This is a genomic window from Pandoraea soli, from assembly GCF_902459595.1.
In the GTDB taxonomy this organism is placed as follows: Bacteria; Pseudomonadota; Gammaproteobacteria; order Burkholderiales; family Burkholderiaceae; genus Pandoraea; species Pandoraea cepalis.
In genome coordinates this window covers 49393-64955 of record NZ_CABPSG010000006.1, presented here as the reverse complement: position 1 = coordinate 64955, position 15563 = coordinate 49393, and the positions used below count along the sequence as shown (strand labels likewise).

General features: G+C 64.4%; 14 protein-coding genes. 10 read left to right on the top strand and 4 right to left on the bottom strand.

The features are described 5' to 3' along the window. Nucleotides 1-145 precede the first annotated feature (145 nt). The 8 genes from PSO31014_RS12365 (at nucleotide 146) to PSO31014_RS12330 (ending at nucleotide 8102) form a co-directional block, all read left to right on the top strand. A complete protein-coding gene (locus PSO31014_RS12365; RefSeq protein ID WP_017233725.1) occupies nucleotides 146-445 on the top strand; it encodes an antibiotic biosynthesis monooxygenase family protein in 300 nt (99 codons plus the stop codon). Between the two features lie 169 nt (nucleotides 446-614). Then, the gene (locus tag PSO31014_RS12360) at nucleotides 615-1346 is read left to right on the top strand and encodes a FadR/GntR family transcriptional regulator (protein WP_017233724.1); all 732 of its coding nucleotides are present in this window, start codon (nucleotides 615-617) and stop codon (nucleotides 1344-1346) included. A 50-nt stretch (nucleotides 1347-1396) separates the two neighbouring features. Beyond that, a complete protein-coding gene (locus tag PSO31014_RS12355) occupies nucleotides 1397-2809 on the top strand; it encodes an FAD-binding oxidoreductase (protein WP_150551897.1) in 1413 nt (470 codons plus the stop codon). A gap of 105 nt (nucleotides 2810-2914) precedes the next feature. Then, the gene (locus PSO31014_RS12350) at nucleotides 2915-3805 is read left to right on the top strand and encodes an amidohydrolase family protein (RefSeq protein WP_150551896.1); all 891 of its coding nucleotides are present in this window, start codon (nucleotides 2915-2917) and stop codon (nucleotides 3803-3805) included. 78 nt (nucleotides 3806-3883) lie between these two features. Continuing rightward, nucleotides 3884-5113, top strand: coding sequence for an MFS transporter (locus PSO31014_RS12345; RefSeq protein WP_150551895.1), 1230 nt, complete (start codon nucleotides 3884-3886; stop codon nucleotides 5111-5113). 74 nt (nucleotides 5114-5187) lie between these two features. Continuing rightward, a complete protein-coding gene (locus PSO31014_RS12340) occupies nucleotides 5188-5937 on the top strand; it encodes an electron transfer flavoprotein subunit beta/FixA family protein (RefSeq protein ID WP_150551894.1) in 750 nt (249 codons plus the stop codon). A 14-nt stretch (nucleotides 5938-5951) separates the two neighbouring features. Next, nucleotides 5952-6884 carry an electron transfer flavoprotein subunit alpha/FixB family protein gene (locus PSO31014_RS12335; RefSeq protein ID WP_150551893.1) on the top strand — a complete coding sequence of 311 codons (933 nt, stop codon included), beginning with the start codon at nucleotides 5952-5954 and terminating at the stop codon, nucleotides 6882-6884. Nucleotides 6885-6998: 114 nt separating this feature from the next. Continuing rightward, the gene (locus PSO31014_RS12330) at nucleotides 6999-8102 is read left to right on the top strand and encodes an NAD(P)/FAD-dependent oxidoreductase (protein ID WP_150551892.1); all 1104 of its coding nucleotides are present in this window, start codon (nucleotides 6999-7001) and stop codon (nucleotides 8100-8102) included. A 163-nt stretch (nucleotides 8103-8265) separates the two neighbouring features. Here the strand turns inward: PSO31014_RS12330 and PSO31014_RS12325 are convergent, their stop codons facing one another. After that, nucleotides 8266-8661: a transposase gene (locus PSO31014_RS12325; RefSeq protein ID WP_017233651.1), complete on the bottom strand. Its 396-nt coding sequence runs from the start codon at nucleotides 8659-8661 to the stop codon at nucleotides 8266-8268. A 727-nt stretch (nucleotides 8662-9388) separates the two neighbouring features. On the opposite strand from PSO31014_RS12325, the gene PSO31014_RS12320 reads away from it, so the two are divergent. Both PSO31014_RS12320 and PSO31014_RS12315 read left to right on the top strand, forming a co-directional pair. Then, nucleotides 9389-10204, top strand: a complete 816-nt coding sequence (locus PSO31014_RS12320) for an IclR family transcriptional regulator (protein ID WP_150551891.1) — start codon at nucleotides 9389-9391, stop codon at nucleotides 10202-10204. A gap of 257 nt (nucleotides 10205-10461) precedes the next feature. After that, nucleotides 10462-11850, top strand: coding sequence for an MFS transporter (locus PSO31014_RS12315; RefSeq protein WP_150551890.1), 1389 nt, complete (start codon nucleotides 10462-10464; stop codon nucleotides 11848-11850). Between the two features lie 15 nt (nucleotides 11851-11865). Here the strand turns inward: PSO31014_RS12315 and PSO31014_RS12310 are convergent, their stop codons facing one another. The 3 genes from PSO31014_RS12310 to PSO31014_RS12300 form a co-directional block, all read right to left on the bottom strand. After that, nucleotides 11866-12876: an AraC family transcriptional regulator gene (locus PSO31014_RS12310; protein ID WP_150551889.1), complete on the bottom strand. Its 1011-nt coding sequence runs from the start codon at nucleotides 12874-12876 to the stop codon at nucleotides 11866-11868. A 143-nt stretch (nucleotides 12877-13019) separates the two neighbouring features. Then, nucleotides 13020-13787: a 3-hydroxyacyl-CoA dehydrogenase gene (locus PSO31014_RS12305; RefSeq protein WP_150551888.1), complete on the bottom strand. Its 768-nt coding sequence runs from the start codon at nucleotides 13785-13787 to the stop codon at nucleotides 13020-13022. A 32-nt stretch (nucleotides 13788-13819) separates the two neighbouring features. After that, entirely contained in the window at nucleotides 13820-15481 is a 1662-nt protein-coding gene (locus PSO31014_RS12300) for an acyl-CoA synthetase (protein ID WP_150551887.1), read from the bottom strand. Nucleotides 15482-15563: the final 82 nt, after the last annotated feature.

Here is a 15563-nt window from a genome sequence, read left to right as displayed (position 1 = left end):
GAATGCGCGGTATAGAATCTGACGGTCTCGCGGGGGCCATGCCGCCCGCCCGGTGTCGCCGACGCCGCGCTGCCAACCGCGCCGTCGTGCGACGAGAACAAGATCGACATAAGCGCCATCACGCGCAAATCAATGAGGAAATCCGATGATCTTTGAAATTGCCCAGATCGAAGTGAAGCCCGGCACCGAAGCCGCGTTCGAGCAGGGTGTCGCCAAGGCGACGCCGTTGTTCAAGGGCTCGAAAGGGTGCCACGGCATGCGTCTGCTCAAGTCCATCGAGCAACCGACGCACTACAGCCTCGTCGTGACGTGGGAAACGCTGGAAGATCACACCGTCCACTTCCGTAACTCGGAAGCGTTCCAGCAATGGCGCGCGCTGGTGAGCGACTGCTTCGCGGTGCCGCCGAATGTGGGTCACGTCACGGAAGCGCTCATCGGCTTCTAAGGGCGACGCGCATCGCGCGCAGCAACGCAGGCGGTGAGGGAGTCTCCCTCACCGCCTTTGTCATTTCTGGACCGGGAGACGAAACGCACACCTAGGGTTAACTCGGTGATGACTGTCAAAAGTTTTCATATAACATGCAAACCAGAAAAATATTCCGTGACGTGAACGCATGACGACCAAGCCCAAGACCTTGACCGAACAAGTCGCGCAGCAGTTGCAGGAGGCGATCCGGCAAGGGACGTATCCGATCGGCACCAAGTTGCCGACCGGCAAGCAACTCGCCGAGACGTACGGCGTGAGCCAAGCGGTGATTCGCGAAGTGACGGAGCGCCTGCGCGCGCAAGGATTGATCGACAGCCGGCAAGGGGCGGGCGTGACCGTGAAGGCGCGCACGCCGTCGAGCGGTTTTCAGGTGCCGGCCGGGCAAGACGCTGCCGATCTCGCGAGCGTCTATGAACTGCGTCTCGATCTGGAGAGCACGGCCGCGGCACTCGCCGCCGTGCGTCATACCGACGATGACATTCGCCGACTCGCCGACATCCTGGAGAAACTCGAGACGAATCTGTACCACGCCGACAACGGCGTGGAGTACGACACGGCGTTTCACGCCGCGATTGCGCGTGCCACGCACAATCGTTATTACGCCGATCTTCTTCAGTACCTGAACCTGCAAATGCGGCAGGTCGTGCAAGCGGCGCGTTCGAACACGCTGCGCCACGAGGGACTCGCCGCGCAGGTGCATCAGGAACACGTGGCCGTTTTCAACGCCATCAAGGCGCGCGATCCGCTGCTGGCGCGCGCGGCGTCGCTCTCGCATCTGCTGCGTGCTTCGGCGCGCCTCGGATTGACGCTCCCCGAGCGCGACATCATTACCGGCGCCATCGCGCCGACCCGCGCCTGACTCGTCGTCAGATGCCATCTTCCGCACCGTAACCCCCGACGCGTGATCCTATGACCCTCACTGCTTTCGCTCAACGCCTTGTTGACGCCGTCGGCGCCGATAGCGTTTTCACCTCCCCCGACGACGTCGCACCGTGGCTCGCCGACTGGCGTGGCATGTATCGCGGCAACGCCCAGGCGGTGGTGCGTCCGCGCACGACGGAAGACGTCGCGAAGATCCTTGCGCTGTGCCAGAACACCGGTACTCCGGTCGTGCCGCGTGGCGGCAACACGGGCCTGTGCGGTGGCGCTACGCCCGATGCGTCGGCGCAGAACGTTGTTCTCAGTCTCGATCGCATGCATACCGTGCGCAGTCTGGACACCATCGCCAACACGCTGGTGGCCGAGGCCGGCTGCATTCTCGAAGACCTGCAACGCGTCGCGCGCGACGCAAACCGCCTGCTGCCGCTCAGTCTCGCGGCCGAGGGCTCGTGTCAGCTCGGCGGCAACCTCGCGACCAACGCCGGCGGCGTGAACGTCGTGCGCTACGGCATGACGCGCGAACTGGTGCTCGGCGTCGAAGCCGTGCTGCCGAACGGCGAGATCCTGCATGGCCTGCGCACCCTGCGCAAGGACAACACCGGTTACGACCTCAAGCAGTTGCTCATCGGCTCGGAAGGCACGCTCGGTGTGATCACCGCCGCGGCATTGCGGCTGTATGCGCCGACTCCCGTGCGTCAGGTGGTGATTGCCGCGGTCACGTCGCCGCGTCAGGCGCTGGCCTTGTATGAATTGCTGTTTGCCGCGTGCGGCCCGCGCATGCAGGCGTTCGAGTTCTTCACGGGCGAGTGTGTCGACCTGGTGATGGCGCATGTGCCTGACGTACGAGCGCCATTCGGCGAGCGGCACCCCGGCTACGTGCTGATCGAACTGGCCGATACGGCGGACGAACAAGCGTTGGCCGCCCTGCTGGAGCGCGTGATCGAGACCGCCATTGAACGCGATCTGTGCGCCGACGCCGTGGTGTCGTCCACGCTCGGACAGGTGGAGGCGATGTGGAAGTTGCGTGAGGAAATCTCCGAGGCTCAGCGCGCCGACGGACCTCACCTCAAGCACGACATCTCGCTGCCCATCGAAGCCATTCCGGCATTCATGACGAGCGCCGAAGCGCGCGTGCGGCGCGTGTGCCCGCAGGTGCGTCCCTTCATCTTCGGGCATTTTGGCGATGGCAATCTGCATTACAACCTGTCGCGTCCCGCGGGCGAGGCGGCCGACTTCATGGCGAAGCACGGCGAGGCGATCACCGCCGAAGTGCTCGACGAAGTGGCGCGTTACGGCGGCAGTATCAGCGCCGAGCATGGCATCGGGCAGCTCAAGCGCGCGTCCTTCGCGAAGTACAAGTCGCCGCTGGAGTTGCGTTTGATGCGCGAAATCAAGGCCGTGTTCGATCCGGCCGGCATCATGAATCCGGGCAAGCTGCTGTAAGCGCTTGTGGTGTGATGGGCATCGGCGTTCCCGATGCTCGACCCGTTTCCCCCGGCGTGCGCCCGAGGTTCCGAGCGTCGCCGCAGCACCCCTTGAGGAGTCGATATGATTGCCACCCCCGCGGCCGGAGCGCCGCTGTGCCTTGGCCCGCTGCCGGAGATCGATCCGCCGTCGTTCGTGGTGCCGTTCGGCGCTGTCGATACGCACGCGCACGTGGTCGCGGCGAGCGACGCGTACCCGATGGTGCCCGAGCGCAGCTATACGCCGCCGCCCGCACCCGAAGACAAATACCTTGCGATGCTCGACGCCACTGGCATGACGTACGGCGTACTCGTGCAAATCAGCGTCTACGGCACGGATAACCGCTACCTGCTCGAGACGCTGCGCCGTCACCCCGACCGTCTGCGGGGTATCGCGGTGGTCTCGCCGGAGGTGACCGACGCCGAACTCGAGGCAATGCACGCGGCGGGTGTTCGCGGGTTGCGCATCAACGTGCTGTTCGGGGGCGGCATCGGCTTCAAGGCGATGGAAACGCTCGCGCATCGCATCAAGGATCTCGGCTGGCACATGCAGTTCCTGATGGACGTGAACACGCTGCCCGAGCTGATGCCGCGCATGACGGCGCTGCCGGTGCCGGGTATCGTCGATCACATGGGGCACACGCCGGTGGCGCAAGGGCTCGATGCCCCGGGCTTTGCCGCGCTGCGCTCGCTCGTGCGAGATCACGGATACTGGGTGAAGCTCTCGGGCGCCTATCGCATCAGCGAGCGCTTCCCGACATTCGACGACGTCACGCCGTTCGCACAGGCGCTGATCGAAGACGCCCCCGATCGCATGGTCTGGGGCAGCGATTGGCCGCATGTGTCGCTCACGCGCATGCCCAACACCGGCGCATTGCGCAATCTGCTGCCGCAATGGGCGCCCGACGCTGAGACGCGCCACCGCATTCTCGCGGACAACCCCGCGCGGCTCTACGGTTTTCCAGCGACGGTCTGAGGGACTGACCTCGCCGGCATTGTCGGGCGCACCGCGCCCTTGCACGATTCACCTTTGAAGGCGTCAGGAGGAGACAGGATGGACTGGTATCGGCAGATGAACAAGACGGAGCGGCGCACGTTTGTCGCGGCGTTCGGCGGCTGGGCGCTCGACGCGCTCGACTTCATGGTGTTCACGTTCGTCATTACGACGTTGATCACCGTTTTCCAGATCGACAAGGCACAGGCCGGCATGCTGGCCACCGTGACCCTGTTGTTCTCGGCCATCGGTGGGTGGCTGGCGGGCGTGCTCGCCGACCGTTTCGGGCGCGTGCGCATTCTGCAAGCGACGATTCTGTGGTTCTCCGTCTGCACGGTCCTGATCGGCTTCGCGCAGAACTTCGAGCAGATCTTCGTGCTGCGCGCGTTGCAGGGGCTGGGCTTCGGCGGTGAGTGGGCGGTGGGGTCGGTGCTCATGGGCGAGATCGTGCGCACCGAGTATCGCGGGCGTGCCGTCGGCACGGTGCAAAGCGGCTGGGCCATCGGCTGGGCGGTGGCGGCGCTGTGCTACACGGCGTCGTTCTCGCTGCTGCCCGAGACTTACGCCTGGCGCGTACTGTTCTGGATTGGCGTGATCCCGGCGCTGTTCGTGCTCTTCATCCGTAAGAACGTGCCGGAACCGGCGCTGTTCGAGCGCACACGCAAGCAGGAAGCCACCGCGGCCAAGCGCACGTCGGCATGGGCGATTTTCTCGCCGTCGCTCATCAAGACCACGGCGCTTGCTGCGCTGCTGTGTACCGGCGTGCAGGGCGGGTACTACGCCGTGACGACGTGGCTGCCCACGTTCCTTAAGACGGAGCGTCATCTGTCGGTGATTGGCACCGGTGGCTATCTGCTCGTGATCATTCTGGGGTCGTTCATCGGTTATCTGACGGGGGCTTATCTGACCGACCGTCTGGGGCGTCGGGCCAACCTGCTGATTTTCGCCGTGCTGTCGGGCGTGACCATCTACGCTTATACGCAGCTTCAATTGAGCAATGATCAGATGCTGATCCTCGGCTTCCCGTTGGGCTTCGCGGCGTCGGGCATTTTCAGCGGCATGGGGGCTTACTTGACCGAGTTGTTTCCGTCGGCGGTGCGTGCCAATGGGCAGGGTTTCACCTACAACTTCGGGCGCGGCTTCGGTGCGCTGTTCCCGAGTCTGGTCGGTTATCTGGCCAAGTCCAGCGGTCTTGGCGCGGCCATCGGCATGTTCGCCGGCGGCGCCTATCTTGTCGTGTTGATCACCGCCTTGTTGTTGCCTGAAACGAAAGGGCGCGAGATCGAGTAAGGTCGTACGTTCCTGGGGGCGAGCGCCGTCGTCGTGGCTCGCCGCCCGGGTTTTCCGAATCAAGGGAGTTCCGCATGAAGGTGCTTGTCCCCGTCAAACGGGTAGTGGATTACAACGTAAAGGTTCGCGTGAAGAGCGACGGCAGTGGGGTCGACATAGCGAACGTGAAGATGTCGATGAATCCGTTCGACGAAATCGCGGTGGAGGAGGCGGTGCGCCTGAAGGAAGCGGGCGTGGCGACCGAAGTGATCGCGGTGTCGGCGGGCGTGGCGCAAGCGCAGGAGACGCTGCGCACGGCGCTGGCGATCGGCGCGGATCGCGCGATCCTGATCGAGTCGGACGACGAGCTGCAACCGCTGGCGGTGGCCAAGTTGCTCAAGGCCGTGGTTGACAAGGAACAGCCGCAACTGGTGATCCTGGGCAAGCAGGCCATCGACGACGACTCCAATCAAACCGGACAGATGCTCGCGGCGCTGGCGAAGCTGCCGCAGGCGACGTTCGCCTCGAAGGTGACGGTGGCGGACAACCGCGCGCAAGTCACGCGCGAAGTCGATGGCGGTCTGGAGACGGTGTCGCTGTCGCTGCCGGCGGTGATCACGACGGACTTGCGCCTGAACGAGCCGCGTTACGTGACGCTGCCCAACATCATGAAGGCGAAGAAGAAGCCGCTGGAGACGGTCAAGCCGGCGGATCTGGGCGTGGACGTGAGCCCGCGCCTGAAGACGCTCAAGGTGGTGGAGCCGCCCAAGCGCAGCGCGGGGGTGAAGGTGGCGGACGTGGCAGCGCTCGTCGAGAAGCTGAAGCTTGAGGCCAAGGTCATCTAAGGGGAGACGACGAGATGAGCATTCTTGTAATTGCTGAACACGACAATCAATCGATCAAGGCTGCGACCCTGAACACGGTGGCCGCCGCGCTGCAATGCGGCGACGACGTGCATGTGCTTGTCGCGGGCAACAACGCGAAGGCCGCGGCCGATGCTGCGGCACAGATCGCCGGCGTGAAGAAGGTGCTGCTGGCCGACGCGCCGTACTTCGGCGACGGATTGGCGGAAAACATCGCCGACGAAGTGGTGTCGATCGCAGCGGCGTACTCGCACATCCTGGCGCCGGCCACGGCATACGGCAAGAACATCGCACCGCGCGTGGCGGCACTGCTGGACGTTGCGCAGATTTCGGACATCACGAAGGTCGACAGTGCCGACACGTTCGAGCGTCCGATCTACGCGGGCAACGCGATTGCGACGGTGCAAAGCGCGGACAAGGTGAAGGTGATCACGGTGCGCTCGACGGGGTTCGATCCCGTTGCGGCAAGCGGTGGCAGCGCTGCGGTGGAAACCGTGGCGGCCACGCCGGACGCGGGCGTGTCGCAGTTCGTGGGTCGTGAAGTGACGAAGCTGGACCGTCCGGAACTCACGAGCGCGAAGATCATCGTCTCGGGCGGCCGGGGTCTGGGCAGCGGGGAAAACTATACGAAGGTGCTCGAGCCGCTGGCGGACAAGCTGGGCGCGGCGCTGGGCGCCTCGCGCGCGGCGGTCGATGCCGGTTATGTGCCCAACGACTACCAGGTCGGCCAGACGGGCAAGATCGTGGCGCCGCAGTTGTACGTGGCGGTGGGCATCTCGGGCGCGATCCAGCACTTGGCGGGGATGAAGGATTCGAAGGTGATCGTGGCGATCAACAAGGATCCGGAAGCGCCGATTTTCTCGGTGGCGGATTACGGTCTGGTGGGTGATCTGTTCACGGTGGTGCCGGAGCTGACGGGCGCGCTGTAAGCGAGTCCTGAGGTGAGGCTGCGGGATCGTGTCCCGCAGCCGATCCGCATGAGGAGGCTGGCCCGCGACGGCGCGACGTCTTCATGCGAATCGGAAAGTCACGAAGGAACAGCGATGGATAAAGTCGATTGCGTCGTGATCGGCGCGGGAATCGTGGGGTTGGCCGTCGCGCGGGCGATGGCCATGGCCGGACGCGAAGTGATCATCCTGGAATCCGAGCGCGCGATCGGCACCGGCACCAGCTCGCGGAACAGCGAAGTCATTCACGGCGGCATCTACTACCCACCCGGCTCGCTCAAGGCGACGTTGTGTGTCGAGGGCAAGCATCGGCTGTATGCGCTTTGCGCCTCGCATGGCGTGGCGCATCGCCGCTGCGGCAAGTTGATCGTCGCGACCAACGATCGTCAGGTGGGCGAGCTCGAGGCCATTGCCGCCAACGCGCGCGCCAGCGGTGTCGACGACATGCAATGGCTCACCGCTGACGAAGTCGCCCAGCGTGAGCCGGCATTGCACACCTTCGGTGCATTGCTGTCGCCGTCAACGGGCATCGTGGATAGCCACGGTCTGATGCTCGCCTTGCAGGGCGATGCGCAGAGCGCAGGGGCCATGCTCGCGTTCGACGCTCGCGTCGTCGGTGCCCGTGTGGGCGGCGCCGAGGGCATCGAGCTGGATGTCGAGACGGCGGGTATCACGTCGACGCTGTGCGCCAGCATCGTTGTCAACAGCGCAGGTCTTCATGCCGTGGACGTCGCGCGTACGTTCGTTGGCCTTGCCCCCGAACACATTCCACAGCGCTACTACGCGAAGGGGAGTTACTTCACCTGTGTGCAGCGCGCGCCGTTCTCACACCTGATCTATCCCGTGCCGGAGCCGGGCGGGCTGGGCGTACACCTGACGCTCGATCTCGCGGGACAAGCGCGTTTCGGGCCGAATGTGGCCTGGGTCGACGAGATTGACTACACCGTCAATGCTGCCGATGGCGATGGTTTCTACGCGGCGGTGCGGCGCTATTGGCCGACATTGGCCGACGGCGCGTTGCAGCCCGGCTATGCCGGCATTCGACCGAAGATCAGCGCACCCGGTGAGCCGGCGGCGGATTTCCGCATCGACGGACCGGCGGTGCATGGCGTGACGGGGCTCGTCAACCTGTTCGGCATCGAGTCCCCGGGGCTGACGGCGTCGCTCGCGATTGCCGAGGCGGTGCGTGCGGCACTTTGACATGCGTCTGGACGAAAAACGCGAGAGGTGACCGGCGGTCAACTCTCGCGCATTGGCCACTCTCTGGCTAACCCCGTGATGCGGGCCCAACGGCGCCGCGAGCATTGCGCGGCATTCCTGTTGGAAAAAAACGTTGTACGGGTGGTCGTGGTGGGTTTGCCGATCAGCGGACGGCAACCGGCGGCTTCCACGAGGCCGGGTTGGTCCAGAACACCCCGCGCAGGCGATCGGTGTCGCCGCAGGGCGTGCTGCGGGTCGGCTTGCTGATCTGACCCGCGCAGGTGCTGATGTCGCGGCCCGATTGTTGCAGGCGCTTCAGGATCGTATCGAGCATGCCTGATTCGCGCCACTCGTTGAGTTTGCGGCGGCAAGTCGGCACGGAAGGGTACTGCATGGGCAGCTTGGACCAGCTTTCGCCCGTGAACAGCACCCACAAGACAGCATTAGTCAGCGTGCGCTGCTCGACTTGAGGGCGGCCACGCCGCTCCGTACGGACCGGACGGTCACAAATCAGATCACGCAGGGCGTGCCATTCAACGTCGCTCAGTTCAGTAAACATAACACCTCGACCCAAAACAAACGGAGGCGCCGCAGGGGGCGAGTCCGAGTTTCACGATCTGGCAGGTACCGATGCAACCCGGTAAGTGCTTATTCGTGAAACCTCGGCCAAGGCGGCGTCGTTCCCCGATGCTGGAAACACAAGCAACAAGCATGCCAGATCATCGGGTTCTCTTATGAAGAACGCCATGGGCGGGGCGAACCACACTGCGAAGGGAGCGTTTGACCAGCAAAAAAACGCCCACTTGGCAGGTGGGCGCAGCTCCTGGGTGGCTATTGGGATAGGCAATCGCAAAAGCGTCAGGAGAAAAGGAATACGTGCCTTTTGGCCAGTCCGGATCGTTTATTATTCTCGGCCCCGGCCAGAGTGTCTCGCTCCACATGCGCCAGCTTGTCAAGCTTGCAGCCGCCATGATGACAAAAAGCGCGCGTCGACGCGCTTCGGAATTACCCCCATTGCGGTGCATTGACCGTGCCACCGGCAGGTCGCCCAAGATGAGTGCTCACTTGCGCCCCGATAGGGCACGGTGACGCGGGATAGGGCGCAACTCCGCGCGTGCGCGGTGCAACCGAGTCTCGGGAGATGAGAAAGTGGCCGGGTTGCCGCGTGGCGTTTCTTCATGACCCGACGGCGGGCCTGTGACCTATAATGTGCGCCTTCGATGAATATCGTCTATCGGTTGCGCGGCACCCCTGCACACCGGTCGGCGCCAGCGTGCGCAAATGGCATGAGCAACGACAGCGATAACAAATACTCCGTTCCGGGCCTCGAGCGCGGACTGCGCGTGCTCATGACGTTCTCGGCGCGCGAGCCCGTGCTGGCCGGGGCCGATTTGGCGCGACGACTTGGCATCCCGCGCTCGACGGTGTTCCGCCTGTTGCAGACACTCGAAGCCGAAGGGTTCATCGAGAAGGCCGGGGACGATCGTCACTACCGGTTGGGCGTGGCGGTGCTGCGTCTGGGGTTCGAGTATCTGAATTCGCTCGAACTGACCGATCTCGGAACGCCGGTCATCGAGAAGCTGCGCGATGCCACGGGTTTCTCCAGTCATATCCTGATTCTCGATCAGCGCGACGCGGTGTTCGTCGCCAAGGCGGCGAGCCGTGAACTGGTGTTCGGCACGGTCCGCGTGGGTACTCGCCTGCCCGCCCATGCGACGGTCGTCGGACACATTCTGCTCGGCGACTACTCGCTGCCGGCGCTCAAGCAGCTTTACCCGGAGGCCAAGCTCGAAGGCTATACGACCCACACGCCTACGACCGTGGAAGCGCTGTACCGCGTGGTCCAGGAAGACATCGCCCGCGGGTACAGTATGAGCCAGGCATTCTTCGAGCAGAACATCTCGACGATCGCGGCGCCCGTGCGCAATCATCTCGGAAAGATCGTCGCCGTGATCAGTGTGACGATTCCTCAGTCGCGCGTGGAAGCGGACCTGCTCGAGAGCGGCATCGTCGAGAAGGTCGTATCCGCCGCGGACGAACTCTCGCACAAGCTCAACTACCGCTCGGATCGCGCAGGCGCAACGTCGGCGGCGACGAAGTAACGCGCGCCAGCTCGCGCGCGTCGGCCCACGCGCCATGCCTTCGGCGTGTCGTCAGCGTGTCGTCGACGGTGCGCCTTCAGCAGTGTGTCTGTATCGGCACGCCTTGATCACGCGCCTCCCCAGAGCCTCTCCAGATTGCGCTTGTCTCGCTGAAACCACTTCGTCATAATTGTTTCGCCTGATAACCATCGTTCCATATTTGGTTAATGTGAGGCGAACAAGGTGCCGCCGTCCTGCGGCTTATCACGAGACTCATCATGTCAGTTTCCCTGCGCCCGTTCGCGGCTCAGCGCCCATCGCGAGTGCGTTTCTGGATGCTCCTCCTGGTTTTCGTCGGCACGGTCATCAACTATGTCGACCGCGCCAATCTCTCCGTGGCCGCCCCGATGCTCAAGCAGGAGTTCGGCCTGGACCCCGTCGCGCTGGGCTTTATCTTCTCGGCGTACGCGTGGACCTACGTTATCGCGAACATTCCGGGCGGCTGGGTCATCGACCGTTTCGGTACGCGTGCGATTTACAGCGTCGCCATTCTCGCTTGGTCGGTGCTGACGTTCATGCAAGGCTTCGCCTCGCGATTTGCCGCGTTGTTTGCCATGCGTCTGGGCGTGGGTATCGCCGAAGCGCCGACGTTCCCGGTCAACAACCGCGTGGTCTCGATCTGGTTTGCGCAACGTGAGCGTGGGGTGGCCACCAGTGCCTATCTGGTGGGCCAGTACATCGGCATGGCGGCCCTCACGCCCGTGCTGTTCTGGATCGCCCACACGTGGGGCTGGCGCGAGATCTTCTACGCGACCGGTCTCCTGGGCATTGTCTGGGCGGGCGTGTGGTTCGTCGGCTATCGCGACCCGGATCAATGTGCCTGGGTGAACGCCGCCGAGCTGGCGCACATTCGTCGCGGTGGGGCGCTTGTCGAGGTGGCGCCAACCGATCGGTCCGCCGCGAACGCTTTCCCGTGGCGCAAGTTGCTGGCGCTATTCCGGAATCGTCAGATCATCGCGATCTGCGTGGGCAAGTTCGCGTCGCTCTCGTCGCTGTACTTCTTCCTCACGTGGTTCCCGACGTACCTGATCACCGAGCGCCACATGACGGTGCTCAAGGCGGGCGGCATGACGTCCGTGCCGTTTGTCGCGGCCTCCATCGGCGTGGTCTGTGGCGGTTTGCTGTCGGACGGGTTACTGCGTCGCGGTGTGGCGGTGGGGACGGCCCGCAAGACGCCCATCGTGACCGGCTTGTTGCTGGTGCCGACCATGTCGCTCAGCGTGCTGACCGACGCCAACGGCCTCGTGATCGCCATCATGTCGTTCGCGTTCTTCGCGCAAGGCGTGGCCTCGGCCTCGTGGTCGCTGGTGGCTGACATCGCGCCGAAGGGCATGGTGGGCATCACGGGCGGGGCGGTGAACTTCGCCGGTAACCTGTCGGGCATCGTCACGCCGATTGCGATCGGGTTCATCGTCAAGGCGACCGGCTCGTTCGGCTGGGCGCTCGGGCTTATCAGTCTCTTCGCGATCGCTGGCGTGTTGTGCTACCTGTTGCTGCTGGGCGAGGTCAAGCGCATCGAGCTCGATGACGACGCGCCCGGCGAGCGGGGTGAGCGGGGTGAGCGGGGCGAGGGCGATGGTGTCAACGCGGATGCGCGCACGGTTTGAACGGCCAGATCGGCGTCACGCGGCCACGGCTTGTCGGCGATAGTCGCCGGGACGCGCCCCCGTCCATTTTCGGAACGCACGAAAGAACGCGCTCGGATCGGCAAAGCCCAGCGACAGGGCAATCTCCAGCATCGGCTTGGACGTGTGGCATAGCGCGTGAATCGCGAAATCGCGCCGCAGTTGGTCTTTGATCGACTGATATGACTGTCCCTCGTCCTCCAGTCGCCGACGCAGCGTCGACGGTGTGGTGTGGAACTCGCCCGCCAGCGCTTCGAAGGCCGGCCAGTGATCGGTCGGCATCGTCTTCAAACGCCGCCGCACGCGCGCGACCATGCCCTTCGTATTCTTGTACTTGAGGATGATGTTGCCCGGCGCCGCGCGCAGGAATTCCTTCACGGACTCGTCGTTCTGCACCACCGGCAAGTCCAGGCAGGCCGCATCGAATTCGATGGCCGTATGTGTCGCGTGGAAGACCAGACGCGGGGCATACATTGTCCGATACTCGTCGCTGTAGACCGGCTCGGGAAACGAAAAATGGGCCGTGCTCAACGGCACGCGACGCGCGATGAGCCAGCACGTCAGCGCATAGAAGAGAATCAGCAGCGTTTCGTGCCCGAAGATCCGTGGCGACTGCTCGTCCGCGCGCTCACGGACTTCGAGTCGGGCCAGCGCGCCGTCGCGAACCAGATGCATTTGCAGGTCGTCGAGCAAGAGTCCCATGAAACGCGTTGCACGTTGCAGCGCCTGCTCAAGGGTGCGGCACGCGACGACGGTATGACACAGCATCGCAAAGCTGCCGACTTTCATGCGGCGCGAATCTTGCCCGAAGAATTCGTCGTCGAGCGCGACACTGATCAGCCGCCACAGGTGCGCATAACGATCCGCGGAAACGCGGGCTTGCGGGTGCGCGAGCAGCGATGGCGCGATATCGGCGGCGTGCAGCAATGCCGCCGGATCGCCGCCGAGTCGCTCGACATGCGCCAACGCGTTAATCACGAAATGAATCGAAATGCTGCCTTTTTCCATGCGTCGCGAAACGGAACATCGTAGCAAGGGGACGCAGCGATTCTAGCAGTGCGGCCCCCGACGACGCTTCCGATGCCGTCCGAAAACGAGATCGGCGTTTTCCGAATTCGCGTGTGGCGTACGACAACGATACTCGCGACGACTTATTTCGGTGCCATGCGCAGCGCACCATCGAGACGAATCACTTCGCCGTTGAGCATGACGTTCTCGACAATGTGGCGCACCAGCGCGGCATACTCGGATGGGCGGCCGAGGCGCGGTGGAAACGGCACCGAAGCGCCCAGCGCGGCCTGCACCTCCGGTGTCATGCCGGCCATCATCGGCGTTTCGAAGATGCCCGGCGCAATCGTCACCACGCGCACGCCCACGCGCGCCAGTTCGCGCGCGGCCGGCAGCGTCAGGGCGGCAACGCCACCCTTCGAGGCCGCATACGCCGCTTGCCCGATCTGCCCGTCGAACGCGGCGACCGACGCCGTGTTGACGATCACGCCGCGTTCGCCCTCGGCGTCGGCATCGCCCTCGGCCATGGCCGTTGCCGCGATGCGCAGCACGTTGAAGGTGCCGATCAGATTCACGTTGACGATGCGGGCAAAGCTGTCGAGCCGATGCGGGCCTTGCTTGCCCAGAATGCGCTCGCCCATGACGAGCCCGGCGCAGTTGACCACGCCGTTCAGGCGGCCGAACGCGCTTTTGGCGGTATCGACCAGACGCTGAACGTCGTCTTCGCGGGTAATGTCGGTCGCGACGAAGCGAGCGGCGTCGCCCAATGCTTCGGCTTGTTGGGCGCCGGCGTCGGCGTTGATGTCACCGAGCACGACCTTCGCGCCCGCGTCGACGAACATGCGCGCGGTGGCGGCACCGAGACCCGACGATGCGCCGGTGACGAGAAAGACACGATCCTTGATTTGCATGGGCTGCGATTCCTGAAGGAACAAAACGTTGCTCAGACTGCGTTGGCCGATGTCTGCGCGGCCTTGGCGATTTCCTGGTTGCGCAAAATGAAGCGCTGAAGCTTGCCGCTCGGTGTCTTGGGCAGTTCGGCGACGAATTCGATTTCACGGGGATAGGCGTGCGTGGACAGCCGGTGGCGGACATGCGCCTGCAGTTCCTGCGCGAGTGCGTCCGTCGGCGCGAACTGCGGGTGCAGTACGACGAACGCCTTGACCAGTTCGGTGCGCTCCGGATCCGGTTTGCCGACCACGGCGGTTTCGACCACCGCGGGATGCTCGATCAGCGCACTCTCGACATCGAACGGCCCGATGCGATACCCGGCCGAGGTGATGACGTCGTCGTTGCGTCCGACGAAGCTGATGCTGCCGTCTTCATTGCGCTCGACAGTGTCGCCGGAAAGATAGTACTCGCCCACGAACGCGGGCGTCTCCCGCTCCCAGTAGCCGCCGAACCACATCAGCGGCGATTGCCGTCGATCGAGGGCGAGCACGCCCGGCTGCCCGACCGGGCACTCGCGGCCGTCGTCATCGAGCACCACCACGCGATGTCCCGGCGATGCGAAGCCGGCAGTGCCGGCTTGCACGGGATGGGCCAGCGCATGGTGATTGCAGACGACCATACCGAGTTCGGTCTGCCCATAGTGGTCATGAATGGTTACGCCGAGGTGCTCGGCAAACCAGCGGATGACTTCCGGGTTGAGTGGCTCGCCCGCGCTGGACACGGCGCGCAGCTGTCCTTTCACGGGCGCGGCCGCCTTGTCGCCGCCCGCGATCAGCAGGCGAAAGGCGGTCGGTGAGCCGGCCAGATTCGTGATACCCAGTTTCTGGATGATCCGGTACGTACTTTCGACGTTGAAGGGGCCGTCGTAGAAGGTGGTGGGAATGCCCATCGCGAGCGGGCCCGTCACGGCGTAGTACAGGCCATAGGCCCAACCCGGATCGGCAATGTTCCAGAACGTATCGGTCGGTCGCAGATCGACGGCGTCGCGCATGTAGCCCACGAACGCCAGGATCGCGCGCAATGGCACCATGACCGGCTTTGCGGCGCCGGTCGTGCCCGAGGTGAACATCATCAGAAACGGATCGTCGCCGCGGCGCAGCACCGGCGCGAAGTCGGGGGCGTGTTGCTCGACTTCATGCCAGAAGCTGAAGTCGCCCCGGCGCACCCCTTGGCCGCGCGGCCCGCTGACGATGGCGACGGGCGGGCATTGGGCCACTTCATCGAGCTTGGCCCGATTGGCACCGTCGGTCACCACGAGCTTGCTCTGGGCGCTGTGCAACCGGTGTTCGATGGCCTTCGGACCGAAGGCCGTGAAGAGCGGTTGATACACCGCGCCCGCGCGCCAGGTGCCAAGAATCGTCACGAGCAGTTCGGGTGTGCGCGGCAACAGCCCGCTCACGCGGTCGCCGGGCTGCACGCCCTGTTCGCGAAGGAAATTGGCAAAGCGCGCGGAGAGCGTTTGCAATTGGCGAAACGTCCACGTCTGGCTCGTGCCGTCTTTCCCTTCCCAGAACAGGGCGATGCGCCCGGGAAGCGCGTGGCGGTCGCAGCACTCGACGCACGCGTTCATCGCGTCGAGTTGGCCGGCAAGCGTGGCGCGCACGGTCGCGTCGAGGTCGAACGCGCGGTAGGTGTCGGCGTAGTCGGCAGTCATGGGTCGTCTCCTGTAGTCGGATGCCGGTCCGCAACAGCGCGCCTATGATGGAAAGGCTCGGGCACGCATCGCGGACCGCCGT

Excerpts from the sequence above, each read along its gene's own strand:
- PSO31014_RS12310 (WP_150551889.1), bottom strand. The coding sequence starts at position 12,876 with ATGGAAAAAGGCAGCATTTCGATTCATTTCGTGATTAACGCGTTGGCG.
- PSO31014_RS12365 (WP_017233725.1), top strand. The coding sequence starts at position 146 with ATGATCTTTGAAATTGCCCAGATCGAAGTGAAGCCCGGCACCGAAGCC.
- PSO31014_RS12345 (WP_150551895.1), top strand. The coding sequence starts at position 3,884 with ATGGACTGGTATCGGCAGATGAACAAGACGGAGCGGCGCACGTTTGTC.
- PSO31014_RS12325 (WP_017233651.1), bottom strand. The coding sequence starts at position 8,661 with ATGTTTACTGAACTGAGCGACGTTGAATGGCACGCCCTGCGTGATCTG.
- PSO31014_RS12355 (WP_150551897.1), top strand. The coding sequence starts at position 1,397 with ATGACCCTCACTGCTTTCGCTCAACGCCTTGTTGACGCCGTCGGCGCC.
- PSO31014_RS12340 (WP_150551894.1), top strand. The coding sequence starts at position 5,188 with ATGAAGGTGCTTGTCCCCGTCAAACGGGTAGTGGATTACAACGTAAAG.
- PSO31014_RS12335 (WP_150551893.1), top strand. The coding sequence starts at position 5,952 with ATGAGCATTCTTGTAATTGCTGAACACGACAATCAATCGATCAAGGCT.
- PSO31014_RS12360 (WP_017233724.1), top strand. The coding sequence starts at position 615 with ATGACGACCAAGCCCAAGACCTTGACCGAACAAGTCGCGCAGCAGTTG.
- PSO31014_RS12300 (WP_150551887.1), bottom strand. The coding sequence starts at position 15,481 with ATGACTGCCGACTACGCCGACACCTACCGCGCGTTCGACCTCGACGCG.
- PSO31014_RS12330 (WP_150551892.1), top strand. The coding sequence starts at position 6,999 with ATGGATAAAGTCGATTGCGTCGTGATCGGCGCGGGAATCGTGGGGTTG.
- PSO31014_RS12315 (WP_150551890.1), top strand. The coding sequence starts at position 10,462 with ATGTCAGTTTCCCTGCGCCCGTTCGCGGCTCAGCGCCCATCGCGAGTG.
- PSO31014_RS12350 (WP_150551896.1), top strand. The coding sequence starts at position 2,915 with ATGATTGCCACCCCCGCGGCCGGAGCGCCGCTGTGCCTTGGCCCGCTG.
- PSO31014_RS12320 (WP_150551891.1), top strand. The coding sequence starts at position 9,389 with ATGAGCAACGACAGCGATAACAAATACTCCGTTCCGGGCCTCGAGCGC.
- PSO31014_RS12305 (WP_150551888.1), bottom strand. The coding sequence starts at position 13,787 with ATGCAAATCAAGGATCGTGTCTTTCTCGTCACCGGCGCATCGTCGGGT.